This is a genomic window from Bacteroides sp. AM37-9, from assembly GCF_003603455.1.
GTDB lineage: Bacteria > Bacteroidota > Bacteroidia > Bacteroidales > Bacteroidaceae > Bacteroides > Bacteroides xylanisolvens.
Genome location: NZ_QTNF01000049.1, coordinates 1 through 23,066 on the forward strand (window position 1 = coordinate 1; position 23,066 = coordinate 23,066).

Consider the following 23,066-nt stretch of genomic DNA (forward strand, 5'->3'; position numbering starts at 1 on the left):
TGCATGAAGGGAATTGACTAAACTTAATCCCCCAAGAATTACAACTGAGCCAATGATTATCGGGTGAGCCATTACAACTGAGCCAGTATAGGTGCTTGTAGATGCAAAAAGTAAGGTAATAAAAAATCCCTTGAACTTCAAAAGTTCAAGGGATTTTTTATTACCGAATCGATTGTGGTGCCACCAGGAATCGAACCGGGGACACAAGGATTTTCAGTCCTTTGCTCTACCAACTGAGCTATGGCACCTTGTGGTTGTTCGGTCCGGTAATATCTCTTTTGCGGTTGCAAAGGTAGTGAAACTTTTGGATTCTGCAAGCCTTCTGGAAATAAAAAACACTGATAAAAAGCTAGTTTGCTTATTATCAGTGTTGTATGGAATGAAAAATATTTCAGAAAAGTGATAGAAACTATTGTTTATTCTCCTTCAATGGATTCCATCCTTGTGCTTTCAATTCAAATTCTTGGCCGTCACGGGTAATCAATGCACAGCCAAGTTCGGGTTTGGTGATATGTCCGATGAGGCGCACTCCTTCCATTTGTGATACTTTCTCATGATCGGCGATAGAAACGGTAAAGAGTAGCTCATAATCTTCTCCGCCATTCAAGGCGCAAGTCGTCAGATTCATGTTAAACTCCTCAGCCATAACAGCCGTCTGATAATCAATTGGAATATGTTCTTCGTACACGCGGCAACCGGCATTGCTTTGTTTGCAGATATGCATCAATTCTGATGACAGACCGTCAGATATGTCCATCATAGAGGTTGGGACAATATTGGCGGCAGCTAGTTTCTCAATGATATCCTTACGTGCTTCCGGTTTTAACTGGCGTTCTAACAAGTACTCTTTGCCGGTGAAGTCCGGTTGAATGTCTTTGTCACCTTTTAGTACGACTTTCTCACGTTCCAATAGTTGTAAACCCATATAAGCTGCTCCCAGATCACCGCTGACGCAGACCAGGTCGGTTTCTTTTGCTCCATTACGGTAAACCACTTTATCCTTATCAGCATCGCCGATACAAGTGATGCTGATAGCAAGCCCTGTAAGGGAGGAAGTTGTATCACCTCCCACAATGTCGACATTATATTGCTGGCAAGCCAGACGAATACCGGAATAAAGCTCGTCCATATCCTCTACGCTGAAACGCTTGGAAAGGCCAAGAGATACCGTAATCTGCCGGGGAGTGCCGTTCATGGCATAAATATCGGAGAAATTAACTACTGCTGATTTATATCCCAAATGTTTCAAGGGAACATAAGTCAGATCAAAATGTACACCTTCCATAAGCAGGTCGGTTGTTACCAATATTTGCTTTTCTGAAGGGTAGGAGAGAACGGCGGCATCGTCGCCCACTCCATATTTACTGGATTCGTTTTCTAGTTTGATTCCCTCGGTGAGGCGGTCGATCAGACCAAACTCACCGAGAGATGCTATTTCAGTTCTCATAAATCGGGGTGATTGTTTAGGCACGGTTGATAAGTTCGCGCATGATCGTTGTCATTTTCGGTTGAGCGGCATCGGCTGCTTTCTGAACTTCTTCGTGCGTTACTTCTACGATTTTTCCTTCTACTCCCAAGTCGGTAATGACGGAAATACCAAATACTTTGATACCACAATGGTTGGCTACAATTACTTCCGGAACGGTAGACATACCAACAGCGTCGGCACCAAGGATATGGAATAGTTTATATTCGGCAGGAGTTTCGAAAGTAGGACCTTGTGTACCGATATACACTCCGTGTTGTACTTTGATTCCTTTTTCTTTGGCAATCTCGTCAGCTTTACAAATCAGTTCCTTGCTGTATGCTTCGCTCATATCCGGGAAACGAGGACCGTATGGGATATTTTTTCCACGAAGCGGATGTTCGGGGAAATAGTTGATATGGTCGGTGATAATCATCAAATCACCGATTTCGAAGTCTGCATTTGTTCCGCCACTGGCGTTGGATACAAACAAGGTTTTGATTCCTAATTCGCGCATCACACGTACAGGGAAAGTCACTTCTTTCATCGAATAACCCTCGTAATAGTGGAAGCGTCCTTGCATAGCCATGATATCCTTATTGCCTAGTTTGCCGAAAATCAGCTTACCGCTATGACCTTCGACGGTAGATACCGGGAAGTTCGGGATATCCGAATACTTTATTTCATACTTCTCGGTGATTTCGTTTGCCAAACTGCCAAGTCCGGTACCAAGTATAATGGCTGTTTCCGGGCTGGTGTGCATCTTACCTTTCAGATAAGCTGCGGTTTCTTGTATTTTCTCTAACATAGTCAATAATATGTTGGTTAAATTTATCTTGTTGATTCTGTAATATTTCTATTTCAATAGGCAAGGCATAGATAAATGGTTTCAATTCCTTGTCCAAAGCCGGATGGTTAATCAGGCGTGTTGCATCTTTTTCGGTAGTAATAATCAACCGGCGTTCTCCTTTCAGCCTATGAAACCGTTCTTTGATAAGCTGGATATCCCGATGGCTGAAATTGTGATGATCGTCAAACGATAGCAAATCTATTTGTTGGGTGCAATCTTTCAGCCTTTCAAGAATGGGAGTCGGTGAGGCAATTCCGGTCATCAATAATATATCTGTATTTGTCAGCGAGGACAAAGCAATCTCATTGTTTGCCGAAGGGGTATCTGTGTCCGGAACCATTATAGGAAACACCGGTTGCAGGTTACCATACCGGAACGATGAGAAGAATAACTGTTGATATGGATAAAGGTTCAGTCGTTTCGTGATGATATTATAATCAATAGGCTTGATGTCCTGCGGACATTTGGTGACAATAACGATTTGTGCCCGGTTTTTGCCGTTAATTGGCTCACGGAGTCGTCCTGCGGGGAGCAAAGTGTCGTCACAGAACAGCCGGTGATAATCCGTTAACAGAATACTTAATCCCGGTTTGACATATCGGTGCTGGAAAGCGTCATCCAACAGGATAACATCTATTGAAGGCTTTTGCAGTGCAAGCAGCTTTTCTATGCCATGACAACGCTTTTCGTCGACAGCTACTGTGACAGACGGGAATTTTTGATGCATCTGGTACGGTTCGTCGCCAATGCTTCTTGCCGTACTTTCCGGAGTAGCCAGCACATAGCCTTTCGTATGCCGTTTGTATCCCCGGCTTAATACAGCTACATTATATTGATTACAAAGAGACTTTATCAGATATTCAGTGTGCGGAGTTTTCCCTGTTCCTCCAACAGCGAGATTGCCTACGCTGATGATAGGTATATCAAAACTCTTTGATTGGAGCACTTCCCAGTCAAAGAGTTTATTTCTCATCATTACCGCTGCTCCGTAGAGCCAGGAGGCAGGGTAGAGCCACTTATGTATCTTGATAAAGTGTTCGTCCATGTATGGCAGTTTATTTAATATTCAGTTCGAACGGAATACGAGCCTGAATCATGGATTGTTCTTGCAGATTTTTCAGTAAACCGAATTGTTGGTAGAACTCACCTAACTTACTTTTCAGCAATTGTGATTCTACGTAATTCGTCGGTTTCGTATCAAGCAGGGAAGAAAAGAAATCTTGTTTTGCAGGATAAGAAACAATGGTGTAGCCCTCGATACCGGCTTTTGCCACGGCAATATCCAATGCCTTGTCAATGCCGCCTAACTCGTCTACTAGTCCTAACTTTTTAGCTGTTTCTCCGGTCCATACACGGCCTTCGGCAATCTTTTCGATCGCTTCCTTTGTCATGTGGCGTCCTTCAGCACAACGGCTGACAAAGGTGTCGTATCCTTCGGTAATCATCATTTGAAGCAAGGATCTTTCATCCTCGTTGAACGGGCGCATGATATTCCCGAAATCAGCATATTTATTCGTCTTAACTACATCATAACTTAAACCGATTTTATCAGTCAATCCTTTTACATTGGGAATGATACCGAATATTCCGATAGACCCAGTCAGGGTAGTAGGCTCTGCAACAATCGTGTCGGCAACGCAAGAAATATAGTAACCTCCTGACGCGGCATAATCCCCCATAGAGACAATGACCGGTTTCTTTGTTTTCAACTCTTTCACTGCATGCCAGATTTGTTCTGAAGCAAAAGCACTTCCCCCCGGAGAATTGACACGAAGTACAACAGCTTTCACATCATTATCATCTTTCAATTTGCGCAGGTCACGAATGACTTTCGAACCAACAATTCCGTCCTCGGAAGTTGCGGAGCTCGGATAGTCTGTAATTTCACCGGATGCATAATAAACAGCTACGATATTGCCGCTTTTGTCTTTGGGTACATTCTTCTTTACGTTCATCATGTCGCTTAATCCTACTATCGGGAGATTGTCATCCTCATCTATCTCTACCAGTTTTTTAAGATAATTGCGCACATCATTGCGATAAATCAAGGTATCAGCCAATCCGCATTTTACACTTTCTTCTGACGGATAGAACATTAACATACGATCGGCATAAACATTCAGAGAATCTACTGGAATATTGCGGGAAGCAGAAACCCCCTCCGTCACCTGGCCCCAGATGGAAGTGATAAATGCTGTCACTTGTTCGCGATTGGCAGGGCTCATCTCTGTTGCAATAAACGGTTCCACGGCAGATTTGTAAGTTCCCACCTTGAACACCTGCATCTCAACTCCTATTTTTTGTAGCAGGTCTTTGTAGAATAGGGGAGCGGAAGCGATACCTCTCCATTCAATCATTCCTTTGGGATTGAGCAGCACCTTATCGGCTGCGCTGGAAAGATAATAAAGCCCCTGCGTATAGGAGTCGGCATAAGCAATGACGAACTTTCCACTCTCCTTGAAATCGAGCAGTGCGTTACGGATTTCTTGTAAGGAGGCATAGGAGGTACCTAATGAACTCGCTTGCAAATAAATCCCTTTGATATTTTCGTTTTCTTTAGCCTTCTGGATGGAAGAGAGAATATCGTCCAGTCCGTACGTGTTAGATCCGTCACCAAACAACTGTGATAAAATACCTAGCGGATCTTCTTGCGTACGTTCAACTAACGTTCCGTTTAAGTCGAGCATCATTACGGAATTCTTTTTTACGATTGTTTCCGTGTCCGAAGCGGACATGATGCCAAACAGCGTTACCATGCTGATTATAAATAATACAATACTTGACAAAATGATACCTGTCACCGTGGCAAGTGTAAATTTCAAGAAATCTTTCATTATACTTATTGTTTTTGCGTCAGCTTGTTATTAAGCTAACAAAGATAAATAATTGAGTTGATATTTATTCAATAAGTCGTACGAATTTTTGTTTTATCACAGCGAATCGATATAAATAGAAGCTTCTTTCCTGTAAGATTTAAGTATATTTGTCTGTATCTAATCCTTTTAAATGAGAAGAATTCTCTAATTTTGTGGCACAACTATTATCGTGAAAAATTAAATAAATATCAGCATATGTAATGCGACATTAACTTAACATTATATTTACCATGAAAAGAAAAACCCCTTTTGTGGCTGCAGCTTTAGCAGCAGGCTTGTTCTTCTATTCTTCCTGTACTCCGACTGAAACAGCGGAAACAAAGGATTATACTCAATACGTTAATACCTTTATCGGTGCTGCTGATAATGGTCATACATTTCCAGGCGCGTGTTATCCTTTCGGTATGATCCAGACCAGTCCTGTGACGGGAGCAGTTGGTTGGCGCTATTGTTCTGAATATGTTTATGAGGATTCCCTGATTTGGGGATTTACTCAAACACATCTGAATGGAACGGGATGTATGGATTTAGGTGATATTTTGGTGATGCCGGTCACTGGCACACGTGCCCGTGCGTGGGATGCTTATCGTAGTCATTTTTCTAAAGATAAAGAAGCGGCTACTCCGGGATATTACACCGCAGAGCTCTCTGATCCACAGGTAAAAGCAGAACTGACTGCCTCTATCCATGCTGCCCTTCACCGCTATACTTATCACAAGGCTGATTCTGCCTCTATATTGATTGACTTGCAACATGGCCCTGCATGGAGAGAAGAACAATATCATTCACAAGTCAACAGTTGTGAAGTGAACTGGGAAGATGCTCAAACACTGACAGGACATGTCAATAACACGGTATGGGTCAACCAGGATTATTTCTTTGTGATGAAATTCAACCGTCCGGTAGTCGATTCACTTTATCTTCCGATGGGCGAAACAGAAAAAGGAAAACGCATCATTGCCTCTTTTGATATGCAGCCGGGAGACGAACTGATGATGAAAGTGGCTCTTTCCACCACCAGCATAGACGGGGCTAAAAAGAATCTGGAAGCAGAAATTCCTGCCTGGGATTTTGAAGGAGTAAGAGCTACCGCCCACAATGAATGGAATAACTATTTGAGCCGTATTGAAATAGAGGGTACCGATGATGAAAAGACAAATTTCTATACTTGTTTCTACCACGCATTGATTCAGCCTAATCAAATTTCGGACGTAGACGGTATGTATCGTAATGCCGCCGACTCTATTGTAAAAGCCGGAACTGGAACCTTCTATTCTACATTCTCTTTGTGGGATACTTACCGTGCCGCTCATCCATTTTATACATTGGTGATTCCCGAACGTGTGGACGGTTTTGTGAATTCTCTCATCGAACAGGGTGAAGTGCAAGGCTTCCTGCCTATTTGGGGATTATGGGGAAAAGAGAATTTCTGTATGATTGGTAATCATGGCGTATCAGTCATTGCCGAGGCTTATCGCAAAGGATTCCGTGGCTTTGACGCTGAACGTGCTTTCAATATAATAAAGAAGACGCAGACCGTATCTCATCCGTTGAAGTCTGATTGGGAGGTTTATACGAAATATGGTTATTTCCCGACAGACCTGATAAAAGCAGAATCTGTATCTTCCACTTTAGAATCTGTATATGATGATTATGCTGCTGCCGATATGGCACGTCGTATGGGTAAAGAGGAAGATGCCGCTTATTTTGCGAAACGTGCTGACTATTATAAGAATCTTTTCGATCCGGAGACGAAGTTCATGCGTCCGCGCAAAGCTGACGGAACTTGGAAAGCTCCGTTTAACCCAAGTGCGTTGGCACATTCTGAAAGTGTCGGTGGAGATTATACGGAAGGAAATGCATGGCAATATACTTGGCATGTACAACATGATGTTCCAGGATTAATCCAGTTGTTTGGGGGAGAAAAACCTTTCTTGAATAAATTAGACTCATTGTTTACGGTTAAGCTAGAAGGTGAAAGTTTAGCAGATGTTACTGGATTAATCGGGCAATATGCTCATGGAAATGAACCAAGCCATCATGTGACTTATTTGTATGCACTGGCTGGTCGTCCGGAACGTACACAGGAATTGGTTCGTGAAATATTTGATACTCAATACAAAAACAAACCCGACGGACTTTGCGGAAATGATGATTGCGGACAGATGTCTGCCTGGTATATGCTTAGTGCGATGGGATTCTATCCGGTAGATCCGGTAAGTGCGGAATATGTATTCGGTGCCCCACAGTTGCCGAAGATGACTTTGCATCTGGCCGATGGCAAGACTTTCACGATTATTGCGGAGAATTTGTCGAAAGAACATAAATATGTAGATAGTATTACATTGAATGGCGAACCATATACGAAGAAAACAATCTCGCATGAAGATATTGTAAAAGGTGGTACATTGGTGTATAAGATGAAGTAATAAATTCGTTTTTGGTAAAATCGATAGGCAGTCTTTTATGGACTGCCTTTTTTATTTGGATATTTTTGTTATAAAGGTGTAAGACGCAGATTGTAAAATGCAATGATAATTGAGCGCTATAAATATGATATGTAGATGCTTCAGGGGCTGGAGGTATGACATTTTTATTCTGTACTATCTACTTTTTAGTCATTTTATAACTAGAAAATATATAGAGTAATAGATTGATTTGAGGTAGCTTGATGAAGATAGTGGGGGTGTTTTTTTGTTCGATTTGCGTAAAATCAGAATATTTTTGTGTATGTTTGCATCTCTAGTATTTCTAGCATTGAAGAACACAAATTTTGTATTTAAAAAGTAGAAATTATATTATGCAGCGAAGTGTCTATATTTTGATAATGCTTTTATTTGTCGGTAATTATGCTGCTTGGGGAAATCCTGTTAATTTTGCTTCAACGAGATATGGGTTAACATTTCGTTCTCATACAGTTAATCAAGATGAAAGAACTAGTCTTGATTTGTCTCCTGAAGAATCTTTTAATTTGAAGTCAGGCTTTTCAATGAGTTTTGATTTAAAATTGTTTGAAGCTAACCTGACTTATGGTTATGTTTTTCGTATTATATTGGATGAAATATCAAGTTTTGATTTAGTAACTAATTTGAATACGGAGAAATTGAATTATGTATTGAGTGAATCTGGTCGTATTTTGAAGAATTGCGAATTTCAGTGCAACAAAGATAGTGTTACAGACCGTTGGATGAAGATTAGAATCGACGTTGATGAGAATGGTATTCGATGTATGGTTGACTCTACAATGAAAATTATTTCTCATCAATTGGAAGGCTTTGAAAATGTTAAAATTTCTTTTGGAAAGAACAGATACTCTGTTTTTTATACAACAGACGTGCCTCCTATAGCTATTCGAGATTTGAGATTGTATAATAATGAAGGCGAACTTATTCATTATTGGAGAATGCAACAACACAACAGAGATGAAGTCTTTGATTTAATAGGTGGTAAGAGGGCCGTAGTGGAAAATGGTATTTGGGATATTGATGACCATGTGAAATGGAAACATTGTATCTCAATTCCTTTTTCGGAAAAAAACGTCCAAATAGCTTGTGATAAGGAAGATGGTATCATCTTTATAGCTAGTGATAAATATATATATAAGTATAATATTAAAAGTGATCAGATTGAAAAAATGGAGGTCAAGAAAGGACAACCCTATAAAGCTGGGGGAAGCCAATTGATCTACGATAGAGTGAAACACCGATTAATCTCTTATAGTATTTTAAATGATAGTCTTATCTTTTTTAATTTTAATAATGGGGAATGGCCTAATCATCCTACTGAAAAATTAGCAGTTATTCAACAGCATAATCGTTTTGTGGATCCAGTAACAAATACTCTCGTTGTTTTTGGGGGGTATGGGAATCATACATATAATGCAGAACTGGCGATACATGATTTGGATGGTTGCAAATGGAAAATTGATACCATAAGCTCTTTGTTGTCACCGAGATATTTAAGTTCTATAGGGAACATGGGTAATGGAAAGTTTCTATTAATGGGAGGATATGGCAGTGTGTCTGGGAAACAGGAAGAGTTTCCTAAAAATTTGCATGATTTATATTTAATCGATTATAGAAATTTATCTTGTCAGAAATTAACAGAGTTCCCTGTAGAAGGTCCAATCGTTTATTCTAATTCAATGGTGATTGATTCATTAAACAACAATTTTTATACTCTTAAATTTTTTAATGATAGGTTTCATTCTTTTTTATCTCTTTTTTCTGTGGACTTAAGAACTTTTGAGCGGAAATCCTTTGCTGACTCTATTCCATATAACTTTTTGGATTCAGAATCTTTTTGTGATATTTTTCTGAATAAATCAACAAATAACCTTTGTTCAATCTTATTGCAGGAAAAAGAATCGGGATTTTACTCTGTTGATGTATACTCTCTGTCTTATCCTCCTCTAAATTGGACAGATATTTTGCAAGATAAATATCTGGATAATGAGGTTGATTCTAAAAGATTTGTATATTTATTATTAGCAGGAATAGGAGTATGTTTAATTTTGTTACTTACTTTCTTTTTTAGGTCTAAAAAGAAAGTAAGTAACATAACCACATCTAACTTATCTGATAAAAATACAATCGGTCTAATAAATAGAAAGCAGTTTTCTGCTATTTATTTGTTGGGAGGATTGCAAATTTTTGATAGTAATGGGAATGATATTACTCAGAAATTTACTCCTGTAATTCGTCAGATGTTCTTGTTTATTTTACTGAATTTTATTCAGAATGGAAAGGGGATAACTTCAGAACGTTTAGATGAAACTTTTTGGTCTGGTATGGATAAAGATAGCGCTTCTAACAATAGGAATGTCAATATACGTAAGTTGAGATTATTATTGAAAGAAATTGGTGATATAACGTTGAAAAATGAAAAAAGTTATTGGCTTTTGGATATTGGTGGCGAGGTGTTTATAGATTATGCGACGATAATATCGCTTTTATTGGAAGATAAATTATCTTCCAATTTTGATAGTAGAAGGTTTGCTAAAATTTTGGAATTGGCATCTCAGGGAATCTTATTGCCTAATATGATAACTGATTGGATCGATCATTATAAATCAGAATATTCAGGGAAGATTATAAATTTCCTATTGGAAAAGTCTAAAACAGTAGAAGTACAAAGAGATTTGGTTTCTATGCAAAAAATTGCTGATGTTGTTTTGCTACATGATGATATAGATGAGGAAGCTATCCGATTAAAATGCATTGCTTTATATAAATTGGGACAAAAAGGTTTGTCCAAAAGCCGTTTTGAGAAATTTAGGTCGGACTATCATCATTTATTAAATGAGTATCCTCCTTTTACGTATGAAGAGCTGATAAAGAAGTTGTAGGGGTATACGATTTTCTTCTTTTCTTTTATATATCTTGTTCTTAATAGGGATATCATGAAACTTTAAGGAATAATTAAGGACTGATTAAGGTTTAATTAATGTCCGGGTTAAGGTTTGGACTATACATTTGTGTGTAGTTTAAATAGGCACATTATATATTTTATCTATTACTATGAAGAATACTAATATTAATGTGAACAGTAAACTTTAAAAATCTAATTTGTCGTCTTATGAATAAAAAGTAGACAGTATGAAAAAAAAATGTTTAATGTTAAAGTTTAATCGCAGAAGTACTTATTTTATTTGCTATCTGTTTGTTAACCTTTGGTTTCCAAATGCTTTTTCGGAAGACAGTATGGGGACAACGTGGATTGGGAGCTCGGGAGTGAGAACGAGTGAGGTTTCTTTGGATGTATTGCAACAAGAAAAGAGAAACATTAAAGGAACAGTTCGTGATGAGGCGGGAGAACCTCTAATAGGAGTATCTATAACGGTATCGAATGCTATGACTGGTACTATTACGGATGCAAATGGAAACTATTCTATTTTAATTACGGGAGGGGAGACTGAACTGAAATTTTCTTATGTAGGATATCAATCTTATACAGTGAAAATCAGTCGTAAAAATGTAATTAATGTAACTTTAAAAGAAGATGTGACATCTTTGCAAGATGTAGTTATTGTGGGCTATTCTTCTCAGAAAAAAGAAACAATAACAGGTGCTATATCTGCAGTCAAAACAAAAGACCTGCTACAATCTCCTCAAGCTAATATCAGTAACTCATTAACGGGACGTATGCCTGGACTCTTATCAGTTCAGCGTAGTGGTGAACCTGGAAAAGATGCGTCTACTTTACGCATTCGTGGTATCGGCTCTTTTGCTACTAGCAATTCTGAAGATTTACAGGCTCCTTTGGTGATGGTTGACGGAATTGAGACGCCTAGTTATAATAATATAGATCCTAATGAAATAGAATCTATTTCTATATTGAAAGATGCTTCGGCTACAGCTGTATATGGTGTACGGGGGGCCAACGGAGTGTTGCTAATAACAACCAAACGTGGAGATATAGGAAAACCCAAAGTCAGTTTATCTTCTAGTGTTTCTATGACTTCTTTTCCGTTTCTTAGGGAAAATATGAATTCATACGAATATACTAGTTCTTTTAATAAGGCGTTAGCTTATGATTCTTATGTGACGGGTGGTTATAATCCCAAGTTTAGTGATGAAGATATAGAATTGTATCGTACAGGTGCAGATCCGATTTTCCATCCTAGTATTGATTGGTATGATGAGATGTTGAAGAAATATTCATGGGAAACACGGACTAACTTAAATATAAGTGGTGGTAGTGAACGTATTAAATATTTCTTCTCACTTGGCTATCTGACTCAAAATGGGATGTATAATACAGATATTTATGACCCGGGATACGATACGCAGATTAAATATCGTAGATATAATATGCGTTCTAATTTTGATATAAATATTACTAAACGTTTAAAAGCCAGTTTCGATGTTTCTGCTCAATTGGATGACAGGCGTTATCCTAACTGGGACACTCCTCTGTTCATGGAAATGTTATCATCTACCTTACCTTATATTACTCCTGGTATAATTGATAATAAGATTGTGGTTATGCCTCGTCAAACAAATGTTTCTTTTTCACCATATGCAGCTTTTAATAGTGGGTGGCATAAAGATTTTGGAAATAATCTGAATGGTTCACTGCGTTTGACATATGATCTTGGTTTTATAACTAAGGGACTTAATGCGCGTGGAGTAATTTCTTATAAGAATTATAATACTCAATCACAACGTTATAATGAAACGGGGATATCTTATGAAGCTTTGAACATAAAAAATGAAGAGACTGGAGAATCTTATGTATTAATGCCAATGGGAGAACCAAGTCAAATGCAATTCTCGGAAGGAGTTACAAAGAACCATAGGGTTTATATTGAATTTGGTTTAGAATACGCACGAACATTTAAAAATCATAATATCACTGCCCTCTTACTTTATAACCAAAGTAAATATTATGATCCTGATTTGGAATTCCTAATACCTAATGGTTATCAGGGCATTGTAGGACGTATTACTTATAATTTTAAAAGTCGATATTTGGCCGAATTTAATATTGGGTATAATGGAACAGAGAATTTTGCACCAGGAAAGCGATTTGGTGTATTTCCAGCCTACTCATTAGGATGGGTTGTAACAGAAGAAAGTTTCTTCCCACGAAATCAATATTTGACATTTATGAAAATTAGAGGTTCGTATGGAGTGGTTGGTAATGATAAGATAGGAGGGGACCGGTTTTTATATAGGCCAACGTCTTATTCATATGGTGGAAAGTATCATTGGGGAGAAGATGGTTCCACCTATCAGGCATACCAAGGAGCTTATGAGGGTAAATTGGGAAATCCTGATTTGACTTGGGAAAAAGCCCATAAAATGAATATTGGAGCCGATATCAAGTTTTTGAATGATCATCTTTCCTTTTCTTTTGATTATTTTCAGGAAAGAAGAAGTAATATTTTAGCTAATCGAGGGACAGTTCCGACAATAGTTGGAGCCAACTTTCCAGCTTATAATTTGGGGAAGATGAAAAATGGTGGTCTTGAATTTGAACTAGCTTATAATAACAAAATCGGGGATTTCAATTACTATGCTAAGGTTAATTATACTTATGCCCACAATGAGATAGAGTATATGGATGAAGCGGTTTGGCCATATGATTATCAATATAGAACAGGACACCGCTTTGGTCAGAATTTTGGCTATGTTGCTGATGGATTGTTTAATTCGTGGGAAGAAGTTAATAATCCTTATCGTCCAGTTTATCAGTGGAATAATAATAAGATTCAGCCTGGTGATATTCGTTATGTAGACATAAATGGAGATGGTAAGATAAATGATCAAGATCAGGTGCCGATTGGATATTCTAACTTTCCAGAAAAAACATTTGGTCTAGTACTAGGTGGCGAATATAAAGGTTTTGATTTTTCAATATTATTTCAGGGGGCGGCAAATGTTTCTACATGGCCTTCTCGTCGTAGTACACAAGGTTTTTATACTAATACTAATGCAGGAAAAGCGTTATTGAAAAGTTGGAGTTTAGAACGGTGGGAAAATGGGCAGGAAATTATTTATCCTCGTATGTCAGCCTCTAATAATGCTCATAACTATGTACAATCTACATATTGGTTGGAAAATGCCAATTACCTACGCTTGAAAAATATGGAGATTGGATATACATTTAGAAATAAAGGTTTACAAAGAATAGGTATTAGTTCGGTTCGATTATATTTGAATGGAAATAACTTATTGACATGGTCTGATTTATATCAGGGGGAAGATCCGGAATTTCCTAATGGAGAAGCTAATAGTGAACCTTACCCTGTTACAAGAGTCTATAATTTGGGATTTAATGTTAACTTCTAAAAAGTTTATATATGAAAAATGCAGCTATTGTAATAGTGACCTCTATAATGTTACTGACTATAGTGTCTTGTGAGGATATGATGGGAGATTTTTTAGAGAAAGCTCCAGGAGTTGATGTCACAGAAGATACAATCTTCTCATCCAGGTCGCAGGTTGAGATGTTCCTGGCTAGTATATATGAATATGGTGTCCATTCCAATTTAGGTTTGGGGAGTCCGGATAATGGTGCTCCGGCCATTGCTAATAGTGCAGGGACGATAGATGCAGGAGCTACAGATGAGGCTGAAGCTTGTGCTAATTGGTATGATCCTCAAAAGTGGAATAACGCCTCTGTTAGTCCTGATAATACGGATGATCCTCGATTTTCACATCGATTTACTGCAATACGAAAAGTGACAGTAATGTTAGATCGGGTAGATGAGGTGCCTGATATAACCAAGGAGTATGCTAATCAACTAAAAGCAGAATCAAAGTTTATCAGAGCATTGAATTATTTTGAAATGTTCAAGCGTTATGGAGGGGTGCCAATTATTGATCATCGTTTACAGTTGGATGAGAATTTGAAAATACCTCGTAGCAGTGTTGAAGATGTAGTTAATTTTATCGTGAAAGATTGTGATGAGGCAATTCCAGATTTGCCAGTCAATCAATTAGGTGCCTTACGAGGTAGAGCTACACGAGGGGCGGCCTTAGCTTTAAAAGCAAGAACTTTACTATATGCAGCGAGTGATTTATTTAATACAGATAAGCCCTATTTAGATTTTGGAACGAATAATAAATTGATATGTTACGGCAATAAGGATAAAGAACGATGGAAGTTGGCAGCAGATGCAGCAAAAAAGGTCTTGGATTGGGCGAAAGAGGCTAACTGTTATTTAATTACTGATCAGGGACTAGATGGTAATTATAAATATTCATGGCAAACCTATGATAATTCAGAAATTATTTTTGCAGAGAAATCAAGTGATGCCATGGGAAAATATACATGGCCTTGGTCTGCTATATCTCCTCCTACTGTTTATCCAGGTAATGCAGGGCAGAGTGGAGTAACTGTGACCTTGAATTTAGTTTCGAAATATGAAGATCGTTTAGGAAACAAGGTAGATTGGAATGGTGGTAATGATTTGCAAGCTAAAATGGCGAGCTTGGATTATCGTTTTTCTCAAACAGTAGTTGGCAATTTAATGAGATGGAATTCAGAGTTTCCTAAATTACAGTTGTGGCAAGATTCGGGTAATGGACCAGGTGCAGATGTTAATACATGTTATGGTGGTTTTTGGCTACATAAACTTTATCCTGAAGAAATCAGTGAATCTGTATGGAGGAAAGTCCCGAATTCCACATTATATCAGTTGAATGAAGCTTATTTGAATTATGCTGAGGCATTAAATGAATATAATGAAGGACCTACTCAAGAGGCCTATGATGCCATTAATACGATTCGTAAACGTTCAGGTCAACCTGATTTGCCAACAGGGTTGGGATATTTAGAGTTTCGTGCCAAAGTGAGAAATGAAAGAGCAATTGAACTTGCTTTTGATGGACATAGATTTTATGATATTCGCCGTTGGATGATAGCAGAAGAGGAAGGTGTTATGCAAGGAGGTATGCTTGGTATTAAAATTTATCAGATACCAGAGAGTACAGAGTACCGTTATGAGCCGTATGTTTTTGAAACTCGCTCATTTAGCCGCAGAATGTACTTGCACCCATTTGGTACAGGTGAAATTAATAAAGGATATTTAATTCAAAATCCTGGTTACTAAATAGTTAAATGTAGCTTAATAGATGAAGATATGAGAAACGATATAAAAAACATCATATATATAAGGAGAATATTATTAGTATCCTTACTATTCGGAATGAATTGTAGCTTTGCTATGGCTCGCACTTTACGAGTTGATACTTTATTACAAAATGACATAAATAAGGTTGCATATGGCATGCAACCTAAATGGATGACAACTGGTGCTGTTTCTTCTGTTAGAGGTAATGAGCTAAAATCATTTGTTCCTAATATTGCCAATATGCTTAACGGACGGATCCCAGGGTTAGTTGTTCAACAATGGGGATGTGAACCGGGAGCGGATTCTCCGGCAATGAATGCTCGTGGTGTAAATACATATGGTTCTGGAACAGGTCTTTTTATTGTGATTGATGGTTTTCAGTCAACAGAAGCTTATTTTCAGCAATTGACTCCACAAGAAATAGAGTCAATAACTTTATTGAAAGATGCTTCTGCTACTGCAATTTATGGATCAAAGGGGGCAAATGGGGTTTTACTGATAACTACTAAACGAGGTACTAGTGATAAGATAAAGATTAATTTTAGTATTCAAAGTGGTTTTCAGCAGCCACTTCGTTTACCAGAGTTTTTAGGAGCTTATGATTATGCGACATTATATAATGAGGCGTTAGTGAATGATGGAAAGTCGCCATTTTATACACCGATGGACTTAGAAGCCTATAAAACGGGTAATGACCCAATTTTTCACCCGGATGTGGACTGGTACGGGACTATTCTAAGGAAGGCTGCTCCTATAACCAATTATAATTTTACAGCGAGTGGAAGTAATGAATACTTTCGATATTTTGTATTGCTCAATGTTCTTGATGATAGGAGCTTATATCGAAAAGCTGGAAATGTTTCAGACTTCTCAAAGAATGGAACATATACCCGTTACAATTTTCGTACAAATATTGATGTGAAATTGTCAAAGCGATTGCAGGGAGCTATAACTCTTGGTGGAACAATTGAAGATAAAACTAATCCTGGGACTAGTGAAAATACTTCAGGGATGTTTGATTTGATGTCTTCTATTGCTCCAAATGCTTTTCCCGTTTATGTATCAACGGGTATGTATGGAGGTAATTCTATGTATTCAAATCCTTTGGGTGATTTGATGCAGACTGGTTATACTTCTTATAATGGTAGATCTTTGCAGGCTATATTTCAACTAAAAGGTGACTTGGGATTTATTACACCTGGATTGAGTGTTAATGGTGCGGTTGGTTTTAATACTTATTTTAAGTCATATTCAAAGAAATCACGTCAATATGCTCGCTATTCAGTTGATCGTGATAATGCCGATGAAATTATTTATACGACCTATGGTCAGAATACTTCTTTAGCTGGAGATGAATCTAGTTCTTCACAATGGAGAGATTATTCTCTGCAGGCTTCATTAAATTATAATCGTACGTTTAACGGACTACATAATATTGATGCTATATATTTAGGATCATATAATGATTATGTTGTGACAGGAACTGATCTTTCCTACAAGAATATTGCTATGGGAGGACGTGTGACTTATTCATACGACAAACGCTATATTGGAGAATTTTCGTTTGGTTACAATGGAACGGAGAATTTTCCCAAAGGACATCGTTTTGGTTTTTTCCCTGCAGGTTCATTAGGATGGATATTATCTAATGAGGCTTTTCTAAAAGGAAATCCGATTCTGAATTATTTGAAGTTGAGAGCTTCTTATGGTATAGTTGGTAATGATAATATTGGAGGCATACGCTATATGTTCGACCAATATTATGATGGATATGGCTATCATCTTGGTAACTCTAATAATGTACAGGATGGTTTAGTTCAGGGGAAACTAGCCAACCCTGATGTCACATGGGAGAAAGAAAAGAAGTTTAATGTCGGTTTTGAGGCTACGTTGGTTAATAAGATTGATGTTTCGTTTGACTATTTTATTCAAAAACGTTCAAATATTCTTTCACAGCCTTATCGAACAGTTCCAGATTATTTAGGGATATCCCGCCCGGATATTAACATCGGTAAGGTAGACAACAAGGGGCTTGAGACTTCTATTCGTTATAATGGGATAGGTAAGAAAGATTTGACTTACTTTGTAGAAACCAGTCTCTGGTATGCAAAAAATAAAGTTGTTTATAATGCAGAAGCGATTCAGGAGAATGAATATTTGTATGGAACAGGTCGTATAGTAGGGCAACCTTTCGTTTTAGAAGCCATAGGATTTTTTAAAGATGAAGATGATATATTGAAATCACCTACTCAAACATTTACAGATGTACGTCCGGGAGACATAAAATATAAAGATCAAAATAAAGATGGAAAGATTGATTCGAATGACTATTATCCAATTGGCTATACTTCAATGCCTCAAATAACTCTGGGCCTTCATGGTGGAATAACATTTAAAGGCTTTGATATGGATATCTTTTTTCAGGGAGCAGCTAATCGTACTGTGTATTGCGGTGGGAAATATTACCATGCTTTTCAAAATGATGGTAAGATCTCTAGTATAGCTTTAGGGCGTTGGACACCTGAAACAGCAGAAACAGCTACTTATCCTCGATTGTCTTCAGAGAATAATTTAAATAATTATCAGGCATCTTCTTTTTGGCAGAAAAATGGAAATTTCTTAAAGCTAAGAAGTTTGGAAATAGGATATACATTGCCATTCCAGCTTTCCAGAAAAATTAATTTGGAAAAAGTTAGGATATTTGCAAATGGAACGAATTTATTTTCTCTTGATCATATGGATGGATTTACAGATCCGGAGACAATGAGTGGTTATCCTGCTTTAAGAATAATTAGTTTTGGTTTAAGTATCCAATTATAGCAAAGTGTAACTTTTAATAATGGTAGTAATGAAAAAAGTGAAAACTATATTGTATGGCGCAGCTTTACTTCTATTGGTAAATGCTTGCGATAGCATTCTTGATCGTGAAGTAGTGCTTTCTCTTACAGAAGATGATGTTTTAACTCTCTATAATAATACGCAATCCAGAGCTGTAGCTATATATAATTATTTGCCTTCTGGATTTAGATGTGTTGATGGAGCAATGATGGCTTCAGCTTCAGATGAAGCGGAGTATACACTTGAAACATCTAGTATACAAATGTTCAATGTAGGATCATGGAATGCCAAAAACAATCCGGATGGTGGCTCATGGTGGAATAATTTTCGTGGAATTTATTTAGTAAATCATTTTTTAGCCAATTCGGATAATTTAGATCTTGAGATGTATCGTTTGAATCCAGATGATATTGGACATGAACAATACCAAAACAGGCTAGATAACATTAAGAGGTGGAAGTATGAGGTTCGTTTCCTCAGGGCTTACTTTTATTTTGAATTGATAAAACGCTACGGAGGAGTACCGGTAATAACTCGTCCTGTAGAAATAGGAGATTCCTTTCCGCGTAATACACTGGATTCCTGTGTTAATTTTATAGTGAAAGAATGTGATGACATTGCTCTGGGATTACCGATCAAGTATACCGAGCAAGAGAATTTAGGACGTGCTACAAGGGGGGCTGTTCTTGCTTTAAAAAGTAGAGTATTGCTTTATGCAGCAAGTGATTTATTTAATTCTCCAGAAAAATGGGCTTCGGATTATGCAAATAAGGATTTGATATCAGTAAAAACAATAGATAGAAAAGAACGGTGGAAAAGAGCGGCTGATGCAGCAAAAGATGTGATTGATTTGGCGGATGCCGGTTATGCTTTATCAAATAATTATCAAGGGATTTTTCGTTCATATACAGATACAGAAATCATTTTGGCGCGTAGGGATGGTGCCAGTAATGATTTTGAGAAAGCTAATTATCCGGTTGGATATGATTTAGGTAATAGTGGGAATACTCCTTCATTAAATCTGTTGGATGATTATGAGATGTTGGATGGAACAGCTTTTGACTGGAGCAATAAAAATCATGCAGCAAACCCCTATAAAGGGAGAGATCCTCGTTTGGCTTTTACCATACTAAGCAATATGACAAAGTTCAATGGACGTCCGGTGGAATGTTGGACTGGTGGACGAGATGGTAAAGGAGTCCCTCGTGCTACTAAAACAGGGCAATATTTGCTGAAATATATTGATCCGGAATTAAATTTGTTGGAAGGTCGTACTAGTGTACATACATGGATTCTTATCCGTTTAGCAGAGGTTTATTTGAATTATATTGAGGCTTTAAATGAATACCAGCCGGCACATTCAGATATAAAAATATATTATGATAAGATACGTCGACGCGAAGGTATAAAGATGCCAGTACTTCCTGATGGATTAGATCAGGATGCTGTTCGTCAGAAGATTCGCCATGAAAGAAGAATAGAACTAGCTTTTGAAGATCATCGTTTATGGGATGCCCGTCGCTGGATGATTGCTGCTGACAATGAAATGGGAAAGGGGGTTCTTAATATACCTCTTCGAGGACTTGAAATTCTAAATCGGGGTGGAGTACCTTCGTATAGGCCTATTGAAATAGAAAAAAGAAATTTTGAACCTAAGATGTATTTATATCCTATTCCACAAGGAGATTTGGATATTGCTGGGTGGAGTCAAAATCCGTTATGGTAATAATATGTAGTGAACTTATAAAAGTAAAAAAATAGAAATGAAAAGAGATAATATAAATATCAAGAAGGCTTTCTTATTATTCTTGTGTGGAGTAGTAATGACAGCATGTGGATATGAAGAAATTGTATCGATGGATTATCCTGATTCTAAAATATATTTACCAACTGCAGTTAATGGCATTTATGTAATCAATGATATTCCATCTTCAAGTACTGCAGTTCCAACACCGGGTAATACTTATTCTTTTAAGATTGATACGGAAAATAATGCTTTTAATGTAGCCCTAGCTGTATATCGGTCTGGATTAAATCGTGATAATAATGTTTCTGTGAATTTAGAAGCATATCCGGATACGATTACTTCATTGATTGCTGCAGGTAATGTTCTACTGGATGGAGTCGAGATTCTATCTTCTGATAAATATTCCATTCCTTCAAATCTTCAGATTGCCGCCGGTAAGGATTATGAGCCGTTTTTTGTAGCGGTAGATTTAGATTTTTTGAATACCAATAGAGGAAAGAAGTACGCCTTTGCTGTGCAGATAGTAAAAGCTGATCAAGAAATAAATAATTCTTTAGGAACTACAATTGTAGTTATTGATACAAAGATTATGGTTCCGGAAGCAAGTTTTACATATTCATTAGATGGTACCAAGGTGAAATTCAACAGTACTGCTAAATATGTAACTTCTGTATTATGGGATTTTGGAGACGGAACTACTTCTACAGAACTTAATCCGGAACATGTATATGATGATTTGGGAATCTATGATGTAACTTTGAATGCTAAAGGAATTTCAGGAGATGCATTTTATACATTACGATTAAAGCTTATACAGGCTGCGAAGTTAAATAATTCAGGATGGAGTATTGTTGGATGTGATAGTGAAGAACCAAAAGAAGCGGAATGGAGTGATTCTCCTATAGCAGGTTTAGCGCAGGCTGCAATAGACGGAAACTTGACTACTTTTTGGCATACTCAATGGGATAAGGCTCAACCTGGGTATCCGCACTGGTTTATTGTTGACATGGGGCGAGAATATGTTATTAGTGGTTTTGTATGCTACAGAAGACAAGGTAATGGTGGAGGACAGACAGAACATAAATTTGAGGTAAGTCTAAATGGAAATGATTGGACCGACATGGGAACATTTGCTTTTGATTCACAAAAAGATGCAGGGCAGATGTATACAATGGTGCTTTTGCCAGAAGCCCGTTATTTTAGATATACAGCGACAAAGGGACCTAATCATTATGCCTTTTTATCTGAAATAGAGGTGTATGGAGCTCCGATAGAATAGTCTGGTTTTGAATTTTAAATTTATATTATATGAAAAACTTCTTCTATATATTAATGTTTCCTTTGTTATTATCATGTGAAACAGAACCGTTGGAATATGAACGTATTTTGGTAAAAGAGACGGTTGGTGCTAAAAGTGCAAATGATTTCTTAAATAGCATTGGAGTAAATTCTTCCATTGTGTCAAGAGGGGAGTATTTATATCAGACAATTGATTTTATAAACTATTTGGGAGCCCGGTGGATTCGGGGAGGATATGGAGCAGATCAGGAGTTGGATGATATCATAACTTTGCATAAAGAGACAGGAGCAAAAGTTTGTATTGGCACGAGTAGCGGGGGAGATCTAACAACTGCAAGTCTGACTGAAAAAATATTGAAAACGCGGAAACTTGCAGAAGCCGGAGCTCTTCTAGCTTTTGAAGGTCCTAATGAACCTAATAATTGGTCTGTTGTCTATAATGGAGTTACCGGTGGTAGCAATGAGACTTGGTTACCCATTGCTGATTTAATGCGGGATTTATATTCGATAGTCAAAGGAGATGAAGTGCTGAAAAAATATCCTGTGTTTCATATTAGTGAGAATGGAGCTGAAACAGATAATGTAGGACTTCAATATCTGGAAATACCAGAAGGTAGTTCATCGTTGTATCCAGCTGGGACTAAATTTGCAGATTATGCTAATTGCCATAATTATATATCTCATCCGTCATGGCCCGGTATACATGATAATATGACTTGGAGAGCTTCCGATCCGTCAGCGGATTCTCACGCAGACGGTCTGTATGGAAATTATGGTATTACATGGGTTAATGGTTTCTCTGGTTATACGGAGGAAGAATTAGCGACTTTGCCCAGAGTTACTACAGAAACGGGTATCACTATTGGCCAACAAGGGGAAGATATGCTCTCCGAGGAAATGCAAGGATGTATGTATATGAATTTGTATTTAGCTCAATTTAAAAGAGGATGGGCATATACGGCTATCTATTTATTGAAAACTCATAGTGATGAAACAAATCATGCTGCCTTTGCTTTTTTTAATCAAGATGGTACCCCAAAAGTTGCTGCACATTATTTGCATAATTTGACGTCTATTCTAGCTGACAATCCACAGGCGGAGACAACTTTAGAAACTTTGACTTTCTCGATACCGATGAAACCGGCTACTGTTCATTATCTCTTGTTACAAAAGAGTACAGGACGGTTTATGTTGGTTGTTTGGGATGAGAAGTATTCTGGTGGGAATGAGAAAGTGACCATTAATTTTGATAATACATTTAAATCAGTGAAAATTTACGATCCTACATATAGCTCTTCCGAGATTGAAACATTGGACAATGTCAACTCTGTACGTTTAACAATGTCTACATATCCATATGTTTTGGAGTTGCAGAAATGATAGGTTATTATCCATAAACCTGGGAATTG

The 23,066-nt window shown here is 37.6% G+C and carries 12 protein-coding genes and 1 tRNA gene; 8 read left to right on the forward strand and 5 right to left on the reverse strand.

The genetic code is table 11. The features are described 5' to 3' along the window. Positions 1–175 precede the first annotated feature (175 nt). The 5 genes from DW862_RS23520 to sppA all read right to left on the reverse strand — a co-directional run bounded on the left by DW862_RS23520 (position 176) and on the right by sppA (position 5,149). Positions 176–248 (reverse strand) — tRNA-Phe (locus tag DW862_RS23520). Between the two features lie 161 nt (positions 249–409). Then, positions 410–1,447 (reverse strand): thiamine-phosphate kinase, encoded by a 1,038-nt coding sequence (gene thiL / locus DW862_RS23525; RefSeq protein ID WP_120070776.1) that lies wholly within the window; start codon positions 1,445–1,447, stop codon positions 410–412. A gap of 16 nt (positions 1,448–1,463) precedes the next feature. Beyond that, on the reverse strand, positions 1,464–2,273 hold the full coding sequence (locus tag DW862_RS23530) for a purine-nucleoside phosphorylase (protein ID WP_004316831.1): 810 nt from the start codon (positions 2,271–2,273) through the stop codon (positions 1,464–1,466). Further along, positions 2,230–3,360 carry a tetraacyldisaccharide 4'-kinase gene (gene lpxK / locus DW862_RS23535; RefSeq protein WP_117684657.1) on the reverse strand — a complete coding sequence of 377 codons (1,131 nt, stop codon included), beginning with the start codon at positions 3,358–3,360 and terminating at the stop codon, positions 2,230–2,232. The genes DW862_RS23530 and lpxK overlap by 44 nt, the downstream gene beginning before the upstream one ends. Before the next feature lie 10 nt (positions 3,361–3,370). Next, positions 3,371–5,149 carry a signal peptide peptidase SppA gene (gene sppA / locus DW862_RS23540; protein ID WP_120070780.1) on the reverse strand — a complete coding sequence of 593 codons (1,779 nt, stop codon included), beginning with the start codon at positions 5,147–5,149 and terminating at the stop codon, positions 3,371–3,373. A 272-nt stretch (positions 5,150–5,421) separates the two neighbouring features. Between sppA and DW862_RS23545 the strand changes: the two genes are divergently transcribed. From DW862_RS23545 to DW862_RS23580, 8 genes are all read left to right on the forward strand, one after another. Continuing rightward, positions 5,422–7,620 (forward strand): GH92 family glycosyl hydrolase, encoded by a 2,199-nt coding sequence (locus DW862_RS23545; RefSeq protein WP_165861969.1) that lies wholly within the window; start codon positions 5,422–5,424, stop codon positions 7,618–7,620. Positions 7,621–7,991: 371 nt separating this feature from the next. Further along, positions 7,992–10,538 (forward strand): hypothetical protein, encoded by a 2,547-nt coding sequence (locus DW862_RS23550; RefSeq protein WP_120070787.1) that lies wholly within the window; start codon positions 7,992–7,994, stop codon positions 10,536–10,538. A gap of 250 nt (positions 10,539–10,788) precedes the next feature. Next, entirely contained in the window at positions 10,789–13,986 is a 3,198-nt protein-coding gene (locus DW862_RS23555) for a TonB-dependent receptor (protein WP_120070791.1), read from the forward strand. An 11-nt stretch (positions 13,987–13,997) separates the two neighbouring features. Next, positions 13,998–15,752 (forward strand): RagB/SusD family nutrient uptake outer membrane protein, encoded by a 1,755-nt coding sequence (locus tag DW862_RS23560; protein ID WP_120070794.1) that lies wholly within the window; start codon positions 13,998–14,000, stop codon positions 15,750–15,752. 30 nt (positions 15,753–15,782) lie between these two features. Further along, positions 15,783–18,593 (forward strand): TonB-dependent receptor, encoded by a 2,811-nt coding sequence (locus DW862_RS23565; protein ID WP_120070798.1) that lies wholly within the window; start codon positions 15,783–15,785, stop codon positions 18,591–18,593. 28 nt (positions 18,594–18,621) lie between these two features. Next, a complete protein-coding gene (locus DW862_RS23570) occupies positions 18,622–20,337 on the forward strand; it encodes a RagB/SusD family nutrient uptake outer membrane protein (RefSeq protein ID WP_120070824.1) in 1,716 nt (571 codons plus the stop codon). A gap of 37 nt (positions 20,338–20,374) precedes the next feature. Beyond that, positions 20,375–21,637, forward strand: coding sequence for a discoidin domain-containing protein (locus tag DW862_RS26665; protein WP_120070801.1), 1,263 nt, complete (start codon positions 20,375–20,377; stop codon positions 21,635–21,637). A 29-nt stretch (positions 21,638–21,666) separates the two neighbouring features. Further along, on the forward strand, positions 21,667–23,037 hold the full coding sequence (locus tag DW862_RS23580) for a glycosyl hydrolase (protein WP_120070804.1): 1,371 nt from the start codon (positions 21,667–21,669) through the stop codon (positions 23,035–23,037). Positions 23,038–23,066 lie beyond the last annotated feature (29 nt).

Excerpts from the sequence above, each read along its gene's own strand:
- thiL (WP_120070776.1), bottom strand. The coding sequence starts at position 1,447 with ATGAGAACTGAAATAGCATCTCTCGGTGAGTTTGGTCTGATCGACCGC.
- DW862_RS23530 (WP_004316831.1), bottom strand. The coding sequence starts at position 2,273 with ATGTTAGAGAAAATACAAGAAACCGCAGCTTATCTGAAAGGTAAGATG.
- lpxK (WP_117684657.1), bottom strand. The coding sequence starts at position 3,360 with ATGGACGAACACTTTATCAAGATACATAAGTGGCTCTACCCTGCCTCC.
- sppA (WP_120070780.1), bottom strand. The coding sequence starts at position 5,149 with ATGAAAGATTTCTTGAAATTTACACTTGCCACGGTGACAGGTATCATT.
- DW862_RS23545 (WP_165861969.1), top strand. The coding sequence starts at position 5,422 with ATGAAAAGAAAAACCCCTTTTGTGGCTGCAGCTTTAGCAGCAGGCTTG.
- DW862_RS23550 (WP_120070787.1), top strand. The coding sequence starts at position 7,992 with ATGCAGCGAAGTGTCTATATTTTGATAATGCTTTTATTTGTCGGTAAT.
- DW862_RS23555 (WP_120070791.1), top strand. The coding sequence starts at position 10,789 with ATGAAAAAAAAATGTTTAATGTTAAAGTTTAATCGCAGAAGTACTTAT.
- DW862_RS23560 (WP_120070794.1), top strand. The coding sequence starts at position 13,998 with ATGAAAAATGCAGCTATTGTAATAGTGACCTCTATAATGTTACTGACT.
- DW862_RS23565 (WP_120070798.1), top strand. The coding sequence starts at position 15,783 with ATGAGAAACGATATAAAAAACATCATATATATAAGGAGAATATTATTA.
- DW862_RS23570 (WP_120070824.1), top strand. The coding sequence starts at position 18,622 with ATGAAAAAAGTGAAAACTATATTGTATGGCGCAGCTTTACTTCTATTG.
- DW862_RS26665 (WP_120070801.1), top strand. The coding sequence starts at position 20,375 with ATGAAAAGAGATAATATAAATATCAAGAAGGCTTTCTTATTATTCTTG.
- DW862_RS23580 (WP_120070804.1), top strand. The coding sequence starts at position 21,667 with ATGAAAAACTTCTTCTATATATTAATGTTTCCTTTGTTATTATCATGT.